This window comes from Pseudoalteromonas sp. Xi13, assembly GCF_003952205.1.
In the GTDB taxonomy this organism is placed as follows: Bacteria; Pseudomonadota; Gammaproteobacteria; order Enterobacterales; family Alteromonadaceae; genus Pseudoalteromonas; species Pseudoalteromonas atlantica.
Genome location: NZ_CP034440.1, coordinates 114,547 through 130,445 on the forward strand (window position 1 = coordinate 114,547; position 15,899 = coordinate 130,445).

Below are 15,899 nucleotides of genomic sequence, written 5' to 3' on the forward strand. Positions count from 1 at the left end.
GCTACCCTGCTCGTTTATCTATGTAATTTATAACGCCACCTAAAATAGGAATATGCTTGTATAGCATCTCACCGACATTAAAATAGTCGCGGTGGTTAATAATTTTACCTTCTTTAAAAACCAGCTTACTGTGCCCTTCTACCGATATAGTTTTGCCAGAAGCCAGTTTTGGGTGGGCGTAATGCATAGTCCAATACAAAAATGCTTTGTCATCACGCTCGTAGGTGTCGCTAATATCAAACTGACAATGCTTAACATTACTATATAGATTAGAAAAATATCGGGTAAGCTCGCTTAGCCCGTGTATTTCGTGCATTGGGTCTTTAAATTTAATTTGCTCGCTGTAAATATCATTAAGCAAATGCAGGTTTGATTTATCGAGTTGTTGATATATGTCTACAAATTTTGCTACCGGTAATGCTGTTTCCATATCACCCCTTAAATGCAGCTATTGCACGCTCGCGAGCTGCTTTATGATCTACGATTGCCGGCCAGTAACATTGCTTATCAGCCCCTATTGACGCTAAATAAGCATGAGGAAAATGAATATGTTTATCTGGCACTTTTTCAAGCTCTGGTAAATATTTACGTATAAATTTACCATTAGGATCAAAGCGCTCACTTTGAGTAATAGGATTAAATACGCGAAAATAAGGCTGCGCGTCACAGCCAGTGCTTGCAGCCCACTGCCAGCCGCCATTATTAGAGGCTAAATCGCCATCAATAAGGTGCTGCATAAAAAACTGCTCGCCTTCACGCCAATCAATTAATAAATGTTTGGTCAAAAAGCTGGCAACTACCATTCTTAAACGGTTATGCATCCAGCCGGTTTGAACTAACTGCCTCATCGCTGCATCAACGAGTGGGTAACCTGTTTTTCCCTCGCACCAGGCTTTAAACTCAGCCTCGTTTTTACGCCATTTAACGCCATTGTACTTTTCGTTAAAGTTATCACCACGAGAAAGCTTAGGAAATTGCGCAATTAAATGACGATAAAATTCGCGCCAAATAAGCTCGTTTACCCAAGTAAACGTTTTACTTTTAGATGTTGTTAAAATATCTGGGTAGCGGTTTTGAATATTAACCAGTAACTGCTTAGGGCTTATAATACCCAGAGCTAAATAAGGGCTTAAACCCGATGTGCCTTTAATGCTGGGTATATCACGCTGATCGTCGTAGCTACTTAATTTGTCGCAAATAAAATTATCAACAATGGTTGCTAAGCTTTCATCATCAACCGGCCATTTTTCTGAGCTGCCATCACTTTTAATTGCCTGTGCGTTGTTATTTATCGGCTGTTTTTTTAAAGGCCACGGTAATAAGCTAAAGTGAGTATCTTGGTGTTGTTTAAGCCACTGTTTTTTAAATGGCGTAAACACTTTATACATTTCGTTACTTTGGTTTTTAACACTGCCCACAGGCGCTATTACATCTCCCTCATAGAGGGTAAACGTAATATTTTTATCATCACACTTTGCAAGTATTTGCGCATCACGATTTACTTCATTTAACTCATACTCTTTATTAGCAATTACATGTTCTACTTGATGTTTATCGCAAAATGATAAAAGCGCTCTTTCACAATCGTCAAAGTAAGGAGCGTCAAAAATATGCAGCTCTATTGCGTACTGTGCTAGCTGCTCGCGTATATAATTGAGGCGTCTTTTTAGTAAATCTATTTGAATGGGAGCGGCGTTGTGTTGTTGCCATTGCTTTTCGCAGATAAAAAAAATGGCCTGTTTAGCGCCATTATTTAGCGCTTCAATAAGCGCTTCGTTAGAAAAAAGGCGCAAATCGCGCCTAAACCAAAAAAGTGTATTCATTATATGCCGTAACGTAATTTTAGTTCATTAGGGTATGGATTAAAAAACACCTGCTTTTCTAGGTATTCATTAGGGTGTACTTTCAGATGATGTTTTAACAAAGTAAGCGGTACGTACAAAGGCACTAAACCTTGACGGTATTCATCGATGGCATCGCGTAGCTCTTGCTTTTCAACCTTAGATAAGTCTTTTTTAAAGTAGCCCTGCAAGTGCATTAACGTGTTGCAGTTATTCCTACGTGATGCAGGCTTTTTAAGGCCGTTCATTAACCCAAGAATGTACTCATCTGCTAAAGCGTTAATATCATCACCATTATAAGTACCAAGTAAATTACCTAAGTCGCGGTAAGCTTGATAATTATGAGCCATTAATAAGTACTTATATTGCGAATGAAACTGGGTAAGCTTATGCACTGTGAGCGGCTCAGAAGCTAATAACTGCCACTGTTTGTACGCGTACACGCGCATTACAAAGTTTTCGCGTAAATGCATGTCGTTTAAGCGGCCGTTTTCTTCACATGGCAGTAATGGATTGTGCTTCATTATTTGCTCAGCAAAAAAACCAACGCCTTCGGAGGTATTGCCGGTGCCCGCTTCGTTATAAATTTTAATTCTTTCCATACCGCAGCTTGGGCTTTTCGCACAAAAAACAAAACCACTTAGGTTTTTAGCTTGCTCTGTGGCTACTTTTTTACCGTATTCAGTTAGCTTAGGCCCAACATCACCAGTGCCATCTGGGCGACATACTTTTATTGTATCGCCTACGCGTACTTGGCGTATGGTTGGCCTAGGAATAGGTAACCCTACGGCTACCTCTGGGCAAAAACGCGTGTACTCTACATGTTTTCCAAGTTCATCCATACAAAAGTTAGACTTTTTATGGCCTGTATCAAAACGTACTTTTTCGCCTGCTAAGCAGGCGCTAATACCTATTTTTATTGTGTCTGTTTGCATAAATTCTCTTAATAAATCAAGTTACCTATAGGATTGAGTAACTTACTGAGCCCTTTATTAAAATGTAGCGCACTACTGACTACTGTAAAGCATAAACAGCCATCTTTTGTAAGTGGGGTGTGCTGATGAGAGCCATCTTGCCAAATAAAGTCTCCTGGCACGTAACTGCCCTCTTCATCACTAAACTCACCATCAAGTAGCAATGTTACTTCAAAACCAGTATGAGTATGCTCGGGGATTTCGCCCCCTGCGCCAATATGTAAAAGGCTTGAGCGCAATGGGCCATCATCAATAGCAACGCGAGAGCGAGCAAGCTTACCCACTTGCGTAAAACGCCCATGCGAAATGCGTGTTAAGGCGCGTGGTAATTCGTAGTTATGATCATTAACTTGTACGGTTACCGGCTCAACTTCGTAAACTTCATCAATGCTAGCATCGGCGGTTATCAAATCTAGCAGGTCAGCGTCAAAATCTGGTACTTGTAAATCGTTACTTAAATTTAATGTATCAGGGGCGTATGGCGGCTCGCTAAATACATCCTTTGCATTAGCGGCTTCAAGTTTTGCCACTTTTGCTTGGCAAACTGGGCACATATCAACGTGTATAGATACCGCAACGCTTAACGATGCAGGTAACTGCGCTGAACAATATTGTGCTAGTAAAGATTCACTAGGGTGATGTTTAATCATGCTGATCTCCCATTTCATTACGTAATTTTTGCAAGGCTAAACGCAATCGTGATTTTACCGTGCCTACAGGAATATTTAATTGTTGAGCAAGTTGCTCTTGCGACATATCTTGGAAATAAACACCTCTGACTACCTCTCGCTGTGCGGTTGGTAGTTTGTCTAGGTAACGTTTAATTTGTTGATCTTCCAAGTGGTCGCTAAATTCAAGTGTTGTATCTTGAGATTCGTTAATAAGTGGCCAAATATCTTCGCTTATATTCTCTTCTTTATTACTTTTCATTTTACGAAGCATATCAAATGAGGCATTACGCATTACGGTATATACCCAAGTCGTCGCAGCCCCTTTATCGCTGTGATACAAATGCGCTTTACGCCACACTGAGGTTAGTGTTTCTTGTACAAGCTCCATTGCTTGTGCCTCAGAGCCAAATTGCTTAATTCCAAAGCGTTTAATTTTTGGCGAAAAGTATTCAAATAAGTAAGCAAACGCTCTTTTGTCTCGCGAAGTAGCTACATCAAGCAGAGCTTGCATAAGCTCTGCACTTGGCGTTTCTGGCATGGCAGTATATTTACCTGTATTAGGTTCACAACGTGGTGAGGGTTGTTGACTTACCATAATAATTAATCCCGTGTATGCTTTTGTACATATCTATACGCCAAGCAATTAAACGCAGATCACATTATTTTAGGCAAATTCATTGTTAATCACAGTATGGAGGAAGTTTAGTAAGTTAGCAAAGTTACTTTCGAACGCAAGTTGCTGTTTTTTATCGATAGATATAGGTAATAGTTCAAGCCAGCGGGCAGCTACCCAGGCTAAATTATCAAACTTGGTTTGCCTATATAAACTAGAAAGCTCTTTATTGTTTAAAAATATGTCCTGCAAAGAATCAGACAAGCGTTGATTATCAGCCGAAATTTCACTGTGGGAGTCATTGTACCAATACGGCGTATTGCAATCGCTTAATAAGCCATGGCGCAATTCACTTTCATCTTGGTAAACGTCATTTATTTGCACGCTTTTAGCAGCGTACACATCAATAAGTAGCATATTGCTAGGGTCTTGATCAAAGTCGATAATATCGACCAAACAGCCCTGAGCGCTAATATTAAATGGCGTGTCGTGCTGGTAGGTGCACAGTACAAAACCGACATTATTTTGTAGTGCGGTTTTTACCATGTTTAAATACCTAGGCTCAAATATACGCAAACGCGTATAGCCTTCTGGTAACACAAATATTGGTAATGGGAAAATCGCACGTTTCATAAAGTCTACTTCTTTAAATTACACTGCCTTTATTTACGTGCGCTTTTACTAAGTCGATCAGCTTACTCAAATCGAATTATTTACCTATTAATTAAAAGTTGATCCAACTTCCCATACTTTTTATTACTTGAACCATATAGTAAACACTAATCATGCTTACAACAGGCGCCAACATAAGTGCAAATAATCCTAATTCGTTACTCATCGTCTTATCCTTTTACACTTATTTAGCTTTAACTTGCGTAGTTACCGGCATTGTAGACTGCGTGGTAACGTCAGCTTGTTCTTGCGCTTGATTTACAAATTGCTCAAGTACTGCCTGGGCATCAAAACTAAGGCTCTGCGAAATTGATTGTTCAAGTTCTGCCGTTGCTTGATTAATATAGCTTGTTACGTTTTGCGTTATAATATCAGTTACATCTAGGTCCACTTCACTCGCATGTACTTGCGAAGAACCTAATACTAATAAACTTGCCATAGCGATTTTAATTGAATGTTTCATAATGGTATTCCTTGTTGTGTATATTGTTTAGACGCAATAACATAATCAAGGGTTGTGCCAACAGAAAAACAAAAATTAAACCATTGATATATAAAGACTATATTAAAGCTATACAGCAACGCAGCATTCAGGCTTGGTTAATTTAACTAACCTTTTTAATTTTTTGACTAACTATTAGTAAATATTTTTAGTTCACTATTTGCAGTTTAAAACAACTACTACCATTACTTTTTATTTTGCGTATCGGGTTTAACTTTTTTACCTAACCGATAAGCATCAACCATACTTAGTAACCAAATGACCACCATTAAAGGAAGATATTTATATTCCCCAAGCTGTGCACATTCACCTGATGGATTACGGGCGGCTTGTAAAATGCCTGAAGCCGTCATCGGAATTTTACCTGCTAAAATTTCATTTGCGCTACATTGCGCTATAGCCAAAATATCACCTAATGTCATAAACAAAAGTAGCGTGAATACACCTGCAAAAATACAGCCTATTAAATGCTTTTTAAGCGAAAAATGCCCTGCCCCTGGATAAACAATGGCAGTAAGTAAAACGGCTTTGAGCTCTTTTTTCATGATAAACGTGCCTTAATTAATTGAGACTATACGACCACACTATACCCGATTAATTCCTTTTAAAATCAATAAAAGTACGGTGACAAATTTACAGTAATAATGCTGACATTGAAACATTGAGCGTACACCTGTACACTCAAGTTTAATTAATAAGTGGTAGGACTAGTATGACTATAGAGGCACCCTATTCTCGCAAAGAAGAAAAACTCAATGTATTAAGCCATGCACTGGGAATATTTTTTGCTGTGTTTGTAATGTGGGATTTATTTAAACAAGCCACCAGCGTAAAAGCTTATATTAGCACCGCTGTATATGGGGCTAGTTTATTTGTATTGTTTTTATCATCCACACTTTATCACGCCAGTGTACAGCCAAAATTACGCGCTTTTTATAAAAAGTGCGATCACTGCGCTATTTACGTATTAATAGCAGGTACGTACACCCCATTTTTGTTGCTATCTCTTAATGGATTGTGGTCTTGGGGCACACTGAGCTTTATTTGGGCAGTCGCGCTTGGTGGCGTTGCTTATAAAGTGCTGGTTAAAAATGGTAATAAAAAAGTCTCGCTGGCTACCTACTTACTTATGGGCTGGTTTGCCCTTGCGATTGTATACCCACTTTATTTAAATATTGATGTAAAAGCACTGTACTGGTTACTGGCCGGTGGCATTTTTTATAGCTTAGGAACATTATTTTATAGCGCTAAAAGCACTCAATTTAGCCACGCAATTTGGCACCTCTTTGTAATAGCTGGGTGTGTGTGCCACTACATTTCAATTACTTATTACGTGTATTAATGCATGTAATTAGTAATTTTACGCTACGTACATAAACCGCAATAATTTGGCTACCCTTCTATATAAAAGCGCGATAAAAGCGCGTTGTAGCTTAAGCGATATCACCGCCTTAATTTAAGACTCTGTTATTTACGGCTTTGATTATAAGCCTATCACTTTACCTTACTCGCCTAATTAACTAGCTCGATAAACAGCGTGTAACATTTTCGGTACTCTTATCCATTTTTTACCCATTTTATTCACTTACTCTTTTCCTAGTTTAAAAATAAATGCTTTGAAATAAGTGAGATAGCTTCATATTTTAAATGTAACGCTATGGCATATCTATTGCTCCTTCAATATAAATGGTCAGTAAAACCTTGGCCAAGCAAATATGTTAAAGGAGATACAAAGTGGGCGCATTCCAAGCTGACTCTACAATTGAGGCAAGTGCTAGATTAGTAAGTTGCTACTTATATTCAATATTTTACAACCACACCCACTTTTACGTCTATTCCCGCCAAGCAAAGAGGTAGGTAACACGCATTGCTGCGTTATATGCCATTAGGCTCTTTGTGATTACATGCAGTTAATCCAACTTAAACTTTACGTTAAAGGAGACGTTGATATGCCAACTAACCAATTTACAATGCAAGACCCTAGAAGCCAATATCAAATGGGACGAACCGAAAAAGACAGTGATCAACCAGACCCAGGCCTAGATGAAATTTTAAAACCTAAAGCAGATCACGGCGAAGATACCTATGTAGGTAGCGACAGATTAAAGGGTCGCAAGGCGTTGATCACCGGGGGCGACTCGGGCATTGGCAGAGCGGTTGCCATTGCATTTGCCAGAGAAGGTGCCGATGTGGTTATTAATTACTTAGCCAGCGAAGAAGCCGATGCGAAAGAAACACTCGATATATTAAAAGCCAGCGGTAGCAAAGCTTGGGGAATTGCAGGCGATATCTCTGATGAGAGTTTTTGTAACGACCTTGTGGCTCAAAGCGTTGAAAACTTAGGCTCAATCGACATATTAGTAAATAATGCGGGTAAACAACAGTTTGTTGCCGATTTAGACGATTTATCTACCGAGCAATTTTGCCAAACATATGCAACAAATGTATTTGCTATGTTTTGGATAACAAAAGCGGCGGTAAAACATATGCCACCGGGCGCTAGTATTATTAATACAACCTCTATCCAATGTTATCAACCCTCTGCTGGGCTTCTTGACTACGCATCGACTAAAGGCGCAATTACAAGCTTTACTAAAAGCTTAGCAAAAATGGTGATTGATAAAGGCATTCGGGTTAATGGGGTTGCTCCTGGGCCAATTTGGACCCCACTTCAACAAAGTGGCGGCCAACCGGCTAAAAAATTGCCTGAATTTGGTGATAACGTACCATTAGGTAGACCAGGTCAGCCTGCTGAACTAGCACCCACCTATGTCTACTTAGCATCGCAAGAGTCAAGTTACATAACCGCTGAAATAATGGGTGTGACAGGTGGGCAGCATCTACCATAGTCATGATGGCTCACTCATATTAGTTAATCTCAGCTTATTGTTTTTATAAAATAATAGCGGCGTATATACGCCGCTATTTTTACCTAGCCTTTTTTCAATTATACCTAAATAAGCACTACTAAGTATTGGTGAGGCTCTGGTTAGCAATACCTTAGACAGCACCTGAGCTTGGCACTAAAACCTGTGCTCAAGCAGCAGCACCATTTAGCACAGTGTGAGCAAGAGCGTGCCTATTTAGGCACGCATAAATTAACTGCTTAAATAACTTAAGCAGATTAAGTGTTATCTTTTTTAGCACGTATACCGCGAATGAACTCTTCTAAATAAGGCGTAAACTCTAGCGCAAGTGCTATAAATAGCACCGTTGCCAAGTAAGTTATTGGTAAAGGAGAGGCTTTTAATTGCAGCGTAAAGTCAGGAGGAAAGCCGCCTGGAGTAAATAAAGCGGTAAATTGCTCCCAATGGCGCGCAATAATTAATACCAAAGCTAACAGGGGTATCATTTCTAAAAAACTGTGTATATGTTGCTCTACCGGCCCTACCCTTCGCTTACTTACCGCATAACTTACATCCCACATTGCTGTAAGCTCATGCAGAAAAAACAACACAATACAAAGGGCAATAATCAAACTATTAACTTCAAAAATTAAAACGAGGATTAACGGAATGCCCACTTCGGCAAACATTAATAAATGAATAAATGACTCTTTAGCACCGCTGGTTGTAGAAATATTACTACGTCGATGACAAAACCAATCAGCAATACCAGCAGCAAGCCACACAGGGATCACAAAGTACATTAAAATCAATAAAGTTGGGTCAGTCATAGTTTGTTAGTCCTTAATATTTGGTTTTAATAACCCTCATGCTTAAAACTAAATATTTACACTTCATCAGCTTGATCATTCATCAGTAGCGATGTGAAAAACCGTATTTTTTAAATAATTTATCAGTCACTTTTAAGATGGCTTGAGGATTACTTACGTTTTTACCTTAATGTAAATGAGATACCATTTTTAAACGCGCCCTTGAGCCAACATTTGGTATGCTCAATATCTATTTACAACTAATAAGTAGTTCAAATGTTATGCCAAATCTCGACGCTTAATTGATTTAATGCCATTTTAGCTATAGGCAGGTGTGGAGGTGTTTTTACTTTGCCGTGTATATTTTTGTTGTGTAAAAAATAGAAAATATATCGCTTATCATTGTAAGTTTTTCATTCACAAAGCTAGATAAGGAGGTTGTGGAAAAGGTAAACTACAAGCTGAATAACCCTATTTGTTGTAGATTTACGCTAGCTAAAACAAAAAAGTAAGCCGCACACTTGTAATAAAGCAGCCTTTAAAAGCTTTTTTACGATAATACGTTCACTACTGCCATCTATACTCGCGCATATTTACTTTGTCGTTTTTAAAGCTAACCCCTTCTAATAATAGCTTTTGGCGCTGCTCTTGGTATTTATCACTGCCTGCAGGGAATGATATTTTACCTTGGCTGTTTACTACTCTGTGCCACGGTATAACAGAATCATCTGGCATTTGCTTTAAAAGGCGCCCTACTAAGCGTGAATTTTGCGGATAACCGGCAAGCGATGCTACTTGCCCGTAGCTTGCAACAAAACCTGCAGGTATATTTGCAATAATGGTGTAAATGAGGGTTTCTTTATCAATATCAGCGGTCATTAACGTACGCCTCACTGAGTACTTTAAATTGCTCCCAAATAGAGCGCGCAACAGGGCCATGGTGTATTGCATCACGCCTAAATGCACGTACTTCTATACCAAACTCATCTTCTCTGTCGTTTATCTGTATTTGCTGTAACAGCCCGGCTTCTATTTCAGGGGCGCAATAGTCTATGTTCATCATTGCCCAGCCGGCACCAGCAAGCAAAAACGACTTTAAATTGGTTACATCGTCAATCTTCATTAAGGCAGAGCCTTTTGAGTAAGAAAGCTTGTCGCTGTCTATGCTTAAGTCACTTTCAAACATGGCCAAACACGGGTAATTTTGTAGCTCGTTAAAGGTCATGTACTTAGGAAACGCTTTAGTAGCTGCAATAATACCAATGTTTAATTTACCAATAGGTAGGCTCTCTAAGTGCCCTGTTGCATGAAATAAGTCAAACCAGGGGCCTATGCCTAACTCCACTTGCCCACTATTTACTTGCTCTAAAGAGACAAAGCGTTTGCCACTGGTTAAATTAAACTCCGTACGCTTAAATAGTCTAAAAGTATTACTTATGATCTCGTTATAACTGTCTTTTTGACAAATTTGCTCATAACAAATTCGATATTGTGGCTCGTTACCCAGTGCGAGCTCTTTAGCAAGCTGTGCTAGCTCATCATTTGCATGCAATAATTGTTGTGCTTCGCGGTGAAAAACACGCCCTTTTTCAGTTAAATGTAATCGGTACTTGCTTCTATCGAGCAGTTCAAAGCCAATTTTTGCCTCTAGGTTTTTAATTGCTAATGTAAGCGCAGGTTGAGTTTTATGTAATTTAAGCGCCGCGCCACTTAAACTTGCACTTTGTACAATGGCATCTAAAATTTGTAATTGATTCAGCTTCATACTGCGCTCAACATGATCATAAATAAAACTTATTATGTTTCTAAAATTTAATGAATTTTATTTTATATGGTTGCGGCGTATCCTGCACTTAATTATTTTGCCCATCATTGCCACGGAGAAGACATGAAACTCTTTCGTCTATGTATACTTACTACGACTCTACTTACCTTAATGGCCTGTTCAGAGCCAGAAAAGCAAGTAAAAGAAGAGCCCATTAGGCCTGTAAAGTTATTCAATATAGGACATGATTCGCAAACAAATGTGCGCAGTTTTCCTGCTGAAGTGGTTGCTAACCAAGGCTCGTACTTAGCATTTAGAGTCAATGGTGAACTGGTAGAGTTTCCGGTATTAGCAGGTGAAGAAGTTGAAAAAGGGCAACTTTTAGCAAAGCTTGACCCAGAAGACTTTCAGTTACAGTACGATGATAGAAAAGCCCGTTATGAGCTTGCTAAATCACAACTTAGCCGCATTGAACAATTACTTGAAAAAAGAATCGCGAGTCAATCAGAGTACGATGAAGCATTGGCAAATATGCAAGTGGCAGAGTCTGCCTTTAAAATTGCCGAAACCAACCTAGAATACAGCGAGCTGCGCGCCCCATTTGCAGGGACTGTAGCCAAAGTATTTGTTAAAAACTTTGAAAACATTCAAGCCAAGCAAAACATTTTACGCCTAGAAACCCGCGATTTAATGGATGTAGAAATCCAAGTTCCTGAAAAAATAATAGCGCGCATTAAAAAAGGCAGCGACTACCACCCTACCGTTGTGTTTGACGGTTATGATAATAAAGAGTACACCCTTGATTTAAAAGAGTGGGACACGCAAGCCGATCCTACTACGCTTACCTACAAAGTTGTTTTTTCGCTACCAGTGCCTAAAGACTTTAACCTACTTGCAGGGATGACGGGCCGTGTATTTATCGATTTATCAAAAGTAACCAGCTCGCAAGTGGCTTACACTATTTTGCCGGTTGAGTCGGTTTTTTCTGAAGCTAAAGAAAGCGTGTCAGATAACGCCTATGTGTGGATATATAACCCAGAAACTGGTGTTGTTAATAAACAAGCCGTTAAAGTGGGCCAAGTACACCGCGACGGCATTGAAGTGCTAAGCGGTATTAAAGAAGGCCAAATTGTCGTTTCTGCTGGCGTGCACTCATTAGATGAAGGCATGAAAGTACGTCCATGGAATAAAGAGCGAGGCTTATAATTATGAGCTTTGCGCAACTCTCCATAGAGAAAAAAGTAATTAGCTGGATGTTTGCACTACTGCTGTTAATTGGCGGGAGTGTGTCGTACTTTGATTTAGGCCAACTAGAAGACCCAGAGTTTACGCTTAAAACCGCCATGGTTATTACTATGTATCCGGGTGCATCGCCACAACAAGTCGAGGAAGAAGTCACCTTTCCTATCGAAAATGCAATTCAGCAACTCCCCTACGTAGATTATGTGACCTCTATTTCATCAAATGGTAAGTCGCAAATATCGGTAGAAATGAAAAGCACCTACCGAAAAGAGCAGCTGCGCCAAATTTGGGATGAAATGCGACGTAAAATTAACGACTTAGCGCCGTCACTCCCGAGTGGCGTTTACCCAAGCACCATTTTAGATGACTTTGGTGATGTATACGGCGTTATGTATGCGGTTACCGGCGATGGCTACTCTTATGATGAACTTAAAGATTACACCGATTACTTAAAGCGCGAACTCGTACTCGTTAAAGGTGTGAGTAAAGTGACCATTGCTGGTGAGCAACAGCCTCAAGTAATGGTTGAAGTGTCTACCCGTAAATTAGCGCAGCTCGGTATTGCCCCAAGCCATATTTTTGGTTTACTGCAATCGCAAAATACAGTCTCTAACGCAGGTAAAATTAGAGTGGGCGATGAGTCTATACGCTTTCACCCAACCGGCGAATTTAAAGATGTTAAAGAGCTCGAAACTCTACTTATATCTAAACCCGGTGCTAGCGAGCTTATATACTTAGGTGATGTAGCAAAAGTATTTAGAGAATACGCAGAAGTACCCAGCAATGTTATTCGCTACAACTCAGAACAAGCGCTTTTAATTGGCGTTTCGTTTATGAACAGCGTGAACGTAGTAGATGTAGGTAAACGTATTGACGAGCACTTAGCAGAGCTTGAATACCAGCGCCCACATGGCATTCATGTAGAATCGGTGTATAACCAACCTAAAGAAGTAGAAAAATCGGTAGATGGCTTTATTGTCAGCCTAGTAGAGGCGATTGCCATTGTAATCGTCGTACTGCTTATATTTATGGGGTTAAAAAGTGGTATTTTAATTGGCGGTATTTTATTACTCACCGTTTTAGGCACCTTTATATTTATGAAGTTGTTCGCCATAGACTTGCAACGTATTTCTCTCGGTGCGCTTATTATTGCCCTTGGTATGCTGGTAGATAACGCCATAGTAGTAACCGAAGGCATATTAATAAATTTAAAGCGTGGCCAAACTAAGTTAAAAGCTGCGGTTAATATTGTAGAACAAACTAAATGGCCGCTACTAGGCGCTACAGTTATTGGTATTACTGCGTTTGCCCCTATTGGCTTAAGCTCTGATGCAACCGGTGAATTTGCGGGTAGCTTATTTTGGGTCTTGTTTATATCGCTTTTACTAAGCTGGATCACCGCCATTACGCTTACGCCATTTTTTGCAAATTTAATGTTTAAACAAGATGAGTTTAAAAAAGCTAAAAATGCTGAGGGCGAAGAGGAAGATGACGACCCATATCAAGGCTTTATTTTTACCGGCTATAAAGCACTTTTAGATGTGTCTATGCATTATCGTAAAACCACGCTTGTGCTTATGGTCGTGCTCCTTTGCTCGGCTGTGGTTGGTTTTGGTGCGGTTAAACAATCGTTTTTCCCCGCCTCTAACACGCCTATGTTTTATGTAGATTACTGGCAGCAACAAGGCTCCGACATAAGAGCAACGCTAGAGGGAATTAAAAAGCTTGAAAACTACCTTCAAAAAGAAGAGCTAGTTGAAGAAATAACCAGTACTACAGGCCAAGGTGCTCCACGCTTTATGCTTACTTATGCACCGCAAAAGTCGTACTCGTCATACGGGCAGCTCATTATTAGAGTAAAAAACCGCGAGGCGGTGGCTGTAGTAATGAAAAAAGTGCGTGAATACTCGCAAAATACACCGCTTTCAGCTGAGCTTAAAATTAAGCCCATGGAAATTGGCCCCTCTACCGATGCTAAAATTGAAGCGCGCTTTACAGGCCCAGACCCAGTAGTTCTTAGAAAGCTAGCGGCTAAAGCAGAAGACGTTATAGCACAGGATGAAGGGGCTTATAATATTCGTGATGATTGGCGGGCACGTACTAAAATGATTCGTCCACAATTTAACGAACAAAAAGCGCGCCGCTTAGGTATTAGTAAGTCAGACCTTGATGATGTACTGCTTACTAGCCTTTCAGGCAAGCAAGTGGGTGTATACCGCGATGGTACACAACTACTGCCAATTATTGCTCGCTCGCCGGCAAATGAGCGCCTAAATGTAGAAAGCGTTCACGATTTACAAATATACAGCCCTGTACTGGGTGTATTTGTGCCAGTCACGCAAGTGGTTGACGAATTTGTGGTTGAATGGGAAGACAGCCTAATTATGCGCCGCGACCGAAAGCGCACAATAACGGTAATGGCCGATCACAACGTATTAGGCGATGAAACTGCCGCTAAGTTATTTGCACGCGTGCGCGGGCCCGTAGAGGCAATAGAGCTACCGCGTGGCTATAAATTAGAATGGGGCGGCGAGTATGAGTCGTCATCGGATGCGCAAGCCGCTATATTTGGTTCATTACCGCTGGGTTATTTAGCGATGTTTGCGGTAACCGTACTGCTGTTCAATTCACTTAAACAGCCTTTAGTTATTTGGGCTACAGTGCCACTTGCCATTATTGGTGTGAGTGCGGGCATGTTAATAATGAATGCGCCATTTAGCTTTATGGCACTACTTGGATTACTAAGTTTAAGCGGGATGCTAATTAAAAACGGCATTGTGTTGGTCGATCAAATAAATCTTGAGCTTCGCGATGGTAAATCGCCTTATCAAGCTGTGTTTGAATCTGGCGTTAGCCGTGTACGCCCTGTAGCCATGGCGGCTATTACCACCATTTTAGGTATGATCCCGTTGTTGTTTGACGTGTTCTTCCAGTCAATGGCGGTAACTATTATGTTTGGTTTAGGTTTTGCAACCATACTTACGCTTATCGTAGTACCTGTGCTTTATACTGTTGTATTTAGAATAGACTACGAGCCTAGAAAGTAATTTAAAAGCCTTACAGGACGTTTAAAACGCAGCTTACCTCACAGTAGCTGCGTTTTTTATTATTTAAACCGAGGTTAAAGATGGACATAATAAACTAGGTTGTATTTGTATTCTGTTTGGCTATTTTCGCTTTATAACCGACGAAAATGGCAATGTAGATTTAAACAACTACCGTTTCACGAGCGGTATTGCACTGGTAATATTTGACGGTACTTACGATTTAATTACACGACTGCGCTCTAAAAACAGCGTATCTGCATTAGCCATTTATTTAGGGCTTTTTTTACTTTATATTGGCGTTGTGTTGTATAAATAACCCCTCAAATGACAGCAAAACAACTTTTTAGAATAATAATTACCGCTAGTTTACTATTCCCACCCCTATTTTTTATTGCTTGGAATGAAAATCTCGATCCCCCCTTTATTGCCAATACCGCTTATGATTTTTTAACACATAAGCTGTTTCCTGTTTTGTCAGTAATAATTAGTATTGCAGGGGGGATGTACGGATACAAAAAGTACAACGCATGCATAACATTTAAATCAAATTTTAAAGACTACTTAGAGGATGATGGGAAGCTTAGGGGCTGGCTGGGTATTTTGTTTATACCGGTTTTAGTTTATTTATGGCTGTGGGCTAGTTTTTGTATTTCAGTAAAGTTATGGACGTATTATTATAGCGACAATAGCTGGCAGCAAGAGTACCAGCTACTGGCTGTAGAGGCGTGTCCGAGTGATTACGAATACAGCTGCGCAAAACTGGTTGTGCTTGATTTACAAACTTACAGAAAGCGCTCTTTTAGGTGGTATTTAGATAAACCAGCATTAAAGCGGCTAAAAAATGAGAAAATAAACATCGTGGGCGTTAAAAGCCCACTTGGTTACGTTGTGCATCAAATACAGTGGTAAGTGCGCAC

16 protein-coding genes are annotated in these 15,899 nt (G+C 39.9%); 5 read left to right on the plus strand and 11 right to left on the minus strand.

The features are described from left to right. Position 1: 1 nt before the first annotated feature. The 8 genes from EJ103_RS17020 to EJ103_RS17055 all read right to left on the minus strand — a co-directional run bounded on the left by EJ103_RS17020 (position 2) and on the right by EJ103_RS17055 (position 5,818). Complete coding sequence (locus EJ103_RS17020; RefSeq protein ID WP_126008907.1) at positions 2 to 430, minus strand: nuclear transport factor 2 family protein; 429 nt, start codon at positions 428 to 430, stop codon at positions 2 to 4. Between the two features lies 1 nt (position 431). Beyond that, on the minus strand, positions 432 to 1,823 hold the full coding sequence (phrB, locus tag EJ103_RS17025; protein ID WP_126008909.1) for a deoxyribodipyrimidine photo-lyase: 1,392 nt from the start codon (positions 1,821 to 1,823) through the stop codon (positions 432 to 434). Continuing rightward, on the minus strand, positions 1,823 to 2,776 hold the full coding sequence (locus EJ103_RS17030) for a DUF523 and DUF1722 domain-containing protein (protein WP_055254114.1): 954 nt from the start codon (positions 2,774 to 2,776) through the stop codon (positions 1,823 to 1,825). The genes phrB and EJ103_RS17030 overlap by 1 nt, the downstream gene beginning before the upstream one ends. Positions 2,777 to 2,784: 8 nt before the next feature. Then, complete coding sequence (locus tag EJ103_RS17035) at positions 2,785 to 3,465, minus strand: ChrR family anti-sigma-E factor (protein ID WP_055019059.1); 681 nt, start codon at positions 3,463 to 3,465, stop codon at positions 2,785 to 2,787. After that, complete coding sequence (locus EJ103_RS17040) at positions 3,458 to 4,081, minus strand: sigma-70 family RNA polymerase sigma factor (RefSeq protein ID WP_004586416.1); 624 nt, start codon at positions 4,079 to 4,081, stop codon at positions 3,458 to 3,460. Before EJ103_RS17040 ends, EJ103_RS17035 begins: the two co-directional genes overlap by 8 nt. 69 nt (positions 4,082 to 4,150) lie before the next feature. Further along, positions 4,151 to 4,732 (minus strand): LON peptidase substrate-binding domain-containing protein, encoded by a 582-nt coding sequence (locus EJ103_RS17045; protein WP_004586417.1) that lies wholly within the window; start codon positions 4,730 to 4,732, stop codon positions 4,151 to 4,153. A 223-nt stretch (positions 4,733 to 4,955) separates the two neighbouring features. Beyond that, a complete protein-coding gene (locus EJ103_RS17050; RefSeq protein WP_024031759.1) occupies positions 4,956 to 5,234 on the minus strand; it encodes a hypothetical protein in 279 nt (92 codons plus the stop codon). Between the two features lie 224 nt (positions 5,235 to 5,458). Then, complete coding sequence (locus tag EJ103_RS17055) at positions 5,459 to 5,818, minus strand: hypothetical protein (RefSeq protein ID WP_024031760.1); 360 nt, start codon at positions 5,816 to 5,818, stop codon at positions 5,459 to 5,461. A 167-nt stretch (positions 5,819 to 5,985) separates the two neighbouring features. Here EJ103_RS17055 and EJ103_RS17060 point away from each other — a divergent pair, with 167 nt between their 5' ends. Both EJ103_RS17060 and EJ103_RS17065 read left to right on the plus strand, forming a co-directional pair. Next, the gene (locus tag EJ103_RS17060; RefSeq protein WP_126008911.1) at positions 5,986 to 6,615 is read left to right on the plus strand and encodes a hemolysin III family protein; all 630 of its coding nucleotides are present in this window, start codon (positions 5,986 to 5,988) and stop codon (positions 6,613 to 6,615) included. 607 nt (positions 6,616 to 7,222) lie between these two features. Further along, complete coding sequence (locus EJ103_RS17065; RefSeq protein ID WP_126008913.1) at positions 7,223 to 8,122, plus strand: SDR family oxidoreductase; 900 nt, start codon at positions 7,223 to 7,225, stop codon at positions 8,120 to 8,122. Between the two features lie 275 nt (positions 8,123 to 8,397). Here EJ103_RS17065 and EJ103_RS17070 read toward each other — a convergent pair whose 3' ends face one another. From EJ103_RS17070 to EJ103_RS17080, 3 genes are all read right to left on the minus strand, one after another. Further along, on the minus strand, positions 8,398 to 8,949 hold the full coding sequence (locus EJ103_RS17070) for a diguanylate cyclase (RefSeq protein WP_126008915.1): 552 nt from the start codon (positions 8,947 to 8,949) through the stop codon (positions 8,398 to 8,400). 546 nt (positions 8,950 to 9,495) lie between these two features. After that, positions 9,496 to 9,807, minus strand: a complete 312-nt coding sequence (locus tag EJ103_RS17075; RefSeq protein ID WP_126008917.1) for an MGMT family protein — start codon at positions 9,805 to 9,807, stop codon at positions 9,496 to 9,498. Continuing rightward, positions 9,797 to 10,693: a LysR family transcriptional regulator gene (locus EJ103_RS17080; protein WP_126008919.1), complete on the minus strand. Its 897-nt coding sequence runs from the start codon at positions 10,691 to 10,693 to the stop codon at positions 9,797 to 9,799. The genes EJ103_RS17075 and EJ103_RS17080 overlap by 11 nt, the downstream gene beginning before the upstream one ends. Positions 10,694 to 10,816: 123 nt before the next feature. Between EJ103_RS17080 and EJ103_RS17085 the strand changes: the two genes are divergently transcribed. The 3 genes from EJ103_RS17085 to EJ103_RS17100 all read left to right on the plus strand — a co-directional run bounded on the left by EJ103_RS17085 (position 10,817) and on the right by EJ103_RS17100 (position 15,891). After that, a complete protein-coding gene (locus tag EJ103_RS17085; protein ID WP_024031767.1) occupies positions 10,817 to 11,899 on the plus strand; it encodes an efflux RND transporter periplasmic adaptor subunit in 1,083 nt (360 codons plus the stop codon). A gap of 2 nt (positions 11,900 to 11,901) precedes the next feature. Further along, a complete protein-coding gene (locus tag EJ103_RS17090) occupies positions 11,902 to 14,982 on the plus strand; it encodes an efflux RND transporter permease subunit (RefSeq protein WP_126008921.1) in 3,081 nt (1,026 codons plus the stop codon). A 471-nt stretch (positions 14,983 to 15,453) separates the two neighbouring features. Next, positions 15,454 to 15,891 (plus strand): hypothetical protein, encoded by a 438-nt coding sequence (locus EJ103_RS17100; RefSeq protein WP_241232327.1) that lies wholly within the window; start codon positions 15,454 to 15,456, stop codon positions 15,889 to 15,891. Positions 15,892 to 15,899: the final 8 nt, after the last annotated feature.

Coding starts and splice junctions, on each gene's coding strand:
- phrB (WP_126008909.1), bottom strand. CDS start 1,823: ATGAATACACTTTTTTGGTTTAGGCGCGATTTGCGCCTTTTTTCTAAC.
- EJ103_RS17085 (WP_024031767.1), top strand. CDS start 10,817: ATGAAACTCTTTCGTCTATGTATACTTACTACGACTCTACTTACCTTA.
- EJ103_RS17045 (WP_004586417.1), bottom strand. CDS start 4,732: ATGAAACGTGCGATTTTCCCATTACCAATATTTGTGTTACCAGAAGGC.
- EJ103_RS17065 (WP_126008913.1), top strand. CDS start 7,223: ATGCCAACTAACCAATTTACAATGCAAGACCCTAGAAGCCAATATCAA.
- EJ103_RS17035 (WP_055019059.1), bottom strand. CDS start 3,465: ATGATTAAACATCACCCTAGTGAATCTTTACTAGCACAATATTGTTCA.
- EJ103_RS17040 (WP_004586416.1), bottom strand. CDS start 4,081: ATGGTAAGTCAACAACCCTCACCACGTTGTGAACCTAATACAGGTAAA.
- EJ103_RS17070 (WP_126008915.1), bottom strand. CDS start 8,949: ATGACTGACCCAACTTTATTGATTTTAATGTACTTTGTGATCCCTGTG.
- EJ103_RS17080 (WP_126008919.1), bottom strand. CDS start 10,693: ATGAAGCTGAATCAATTACAAATTTTAGATGCCATTGTACAAAGTGCA.
- EJ103_RS17030 (WP_055254114.1), bottom strand. CDS start 2,776: ATGCAAACAGACACAATAAAAATAGGTATTAGCGCCTGCTTAGCAGGC.
- EJ103_RS17050 (WP_024031759.1), bottom strand. CDS start 5,234: ATGAAACATTCAATTAAAATCGCTATGGCAAGTTTATTAGTATTAGGT.
- EJ103_RS17020 (WP_126008907.1), bottom strand. CDS start 430: ATGGAAACAGCATTACCGGTAGCAAAATTTGTAGACATATATCAACAA.
- EJ103_RS17055 (WP_024031760.1), bottom strand. CDS start 5,818: ATGAAAAAAGAGCTCAAAGCCGTTTTACTTACTGCCATTGTTTATCCA.
- EJ103_RS17075 (WP_126008917.1), bottom strand. CDS start 9,807: ATGACCGCTGATATTGATAAAGAAACCCTCATTTACACCATTATTGCA.
- EJ103_RS17060 (WP_126008911.1), top strand. CDS start 5,986: ATGACTATAGAGGCACCCTATTCTCGCAAAGAAGAAAAACTCAATGTA.
- EJ103_RS17090 (WP_126008921.1), top strand. CDS start 11,902: ATGAGCTTTGCGCAACTCTCCATAGAGAAAAAAGTAATTAGCTGGATG.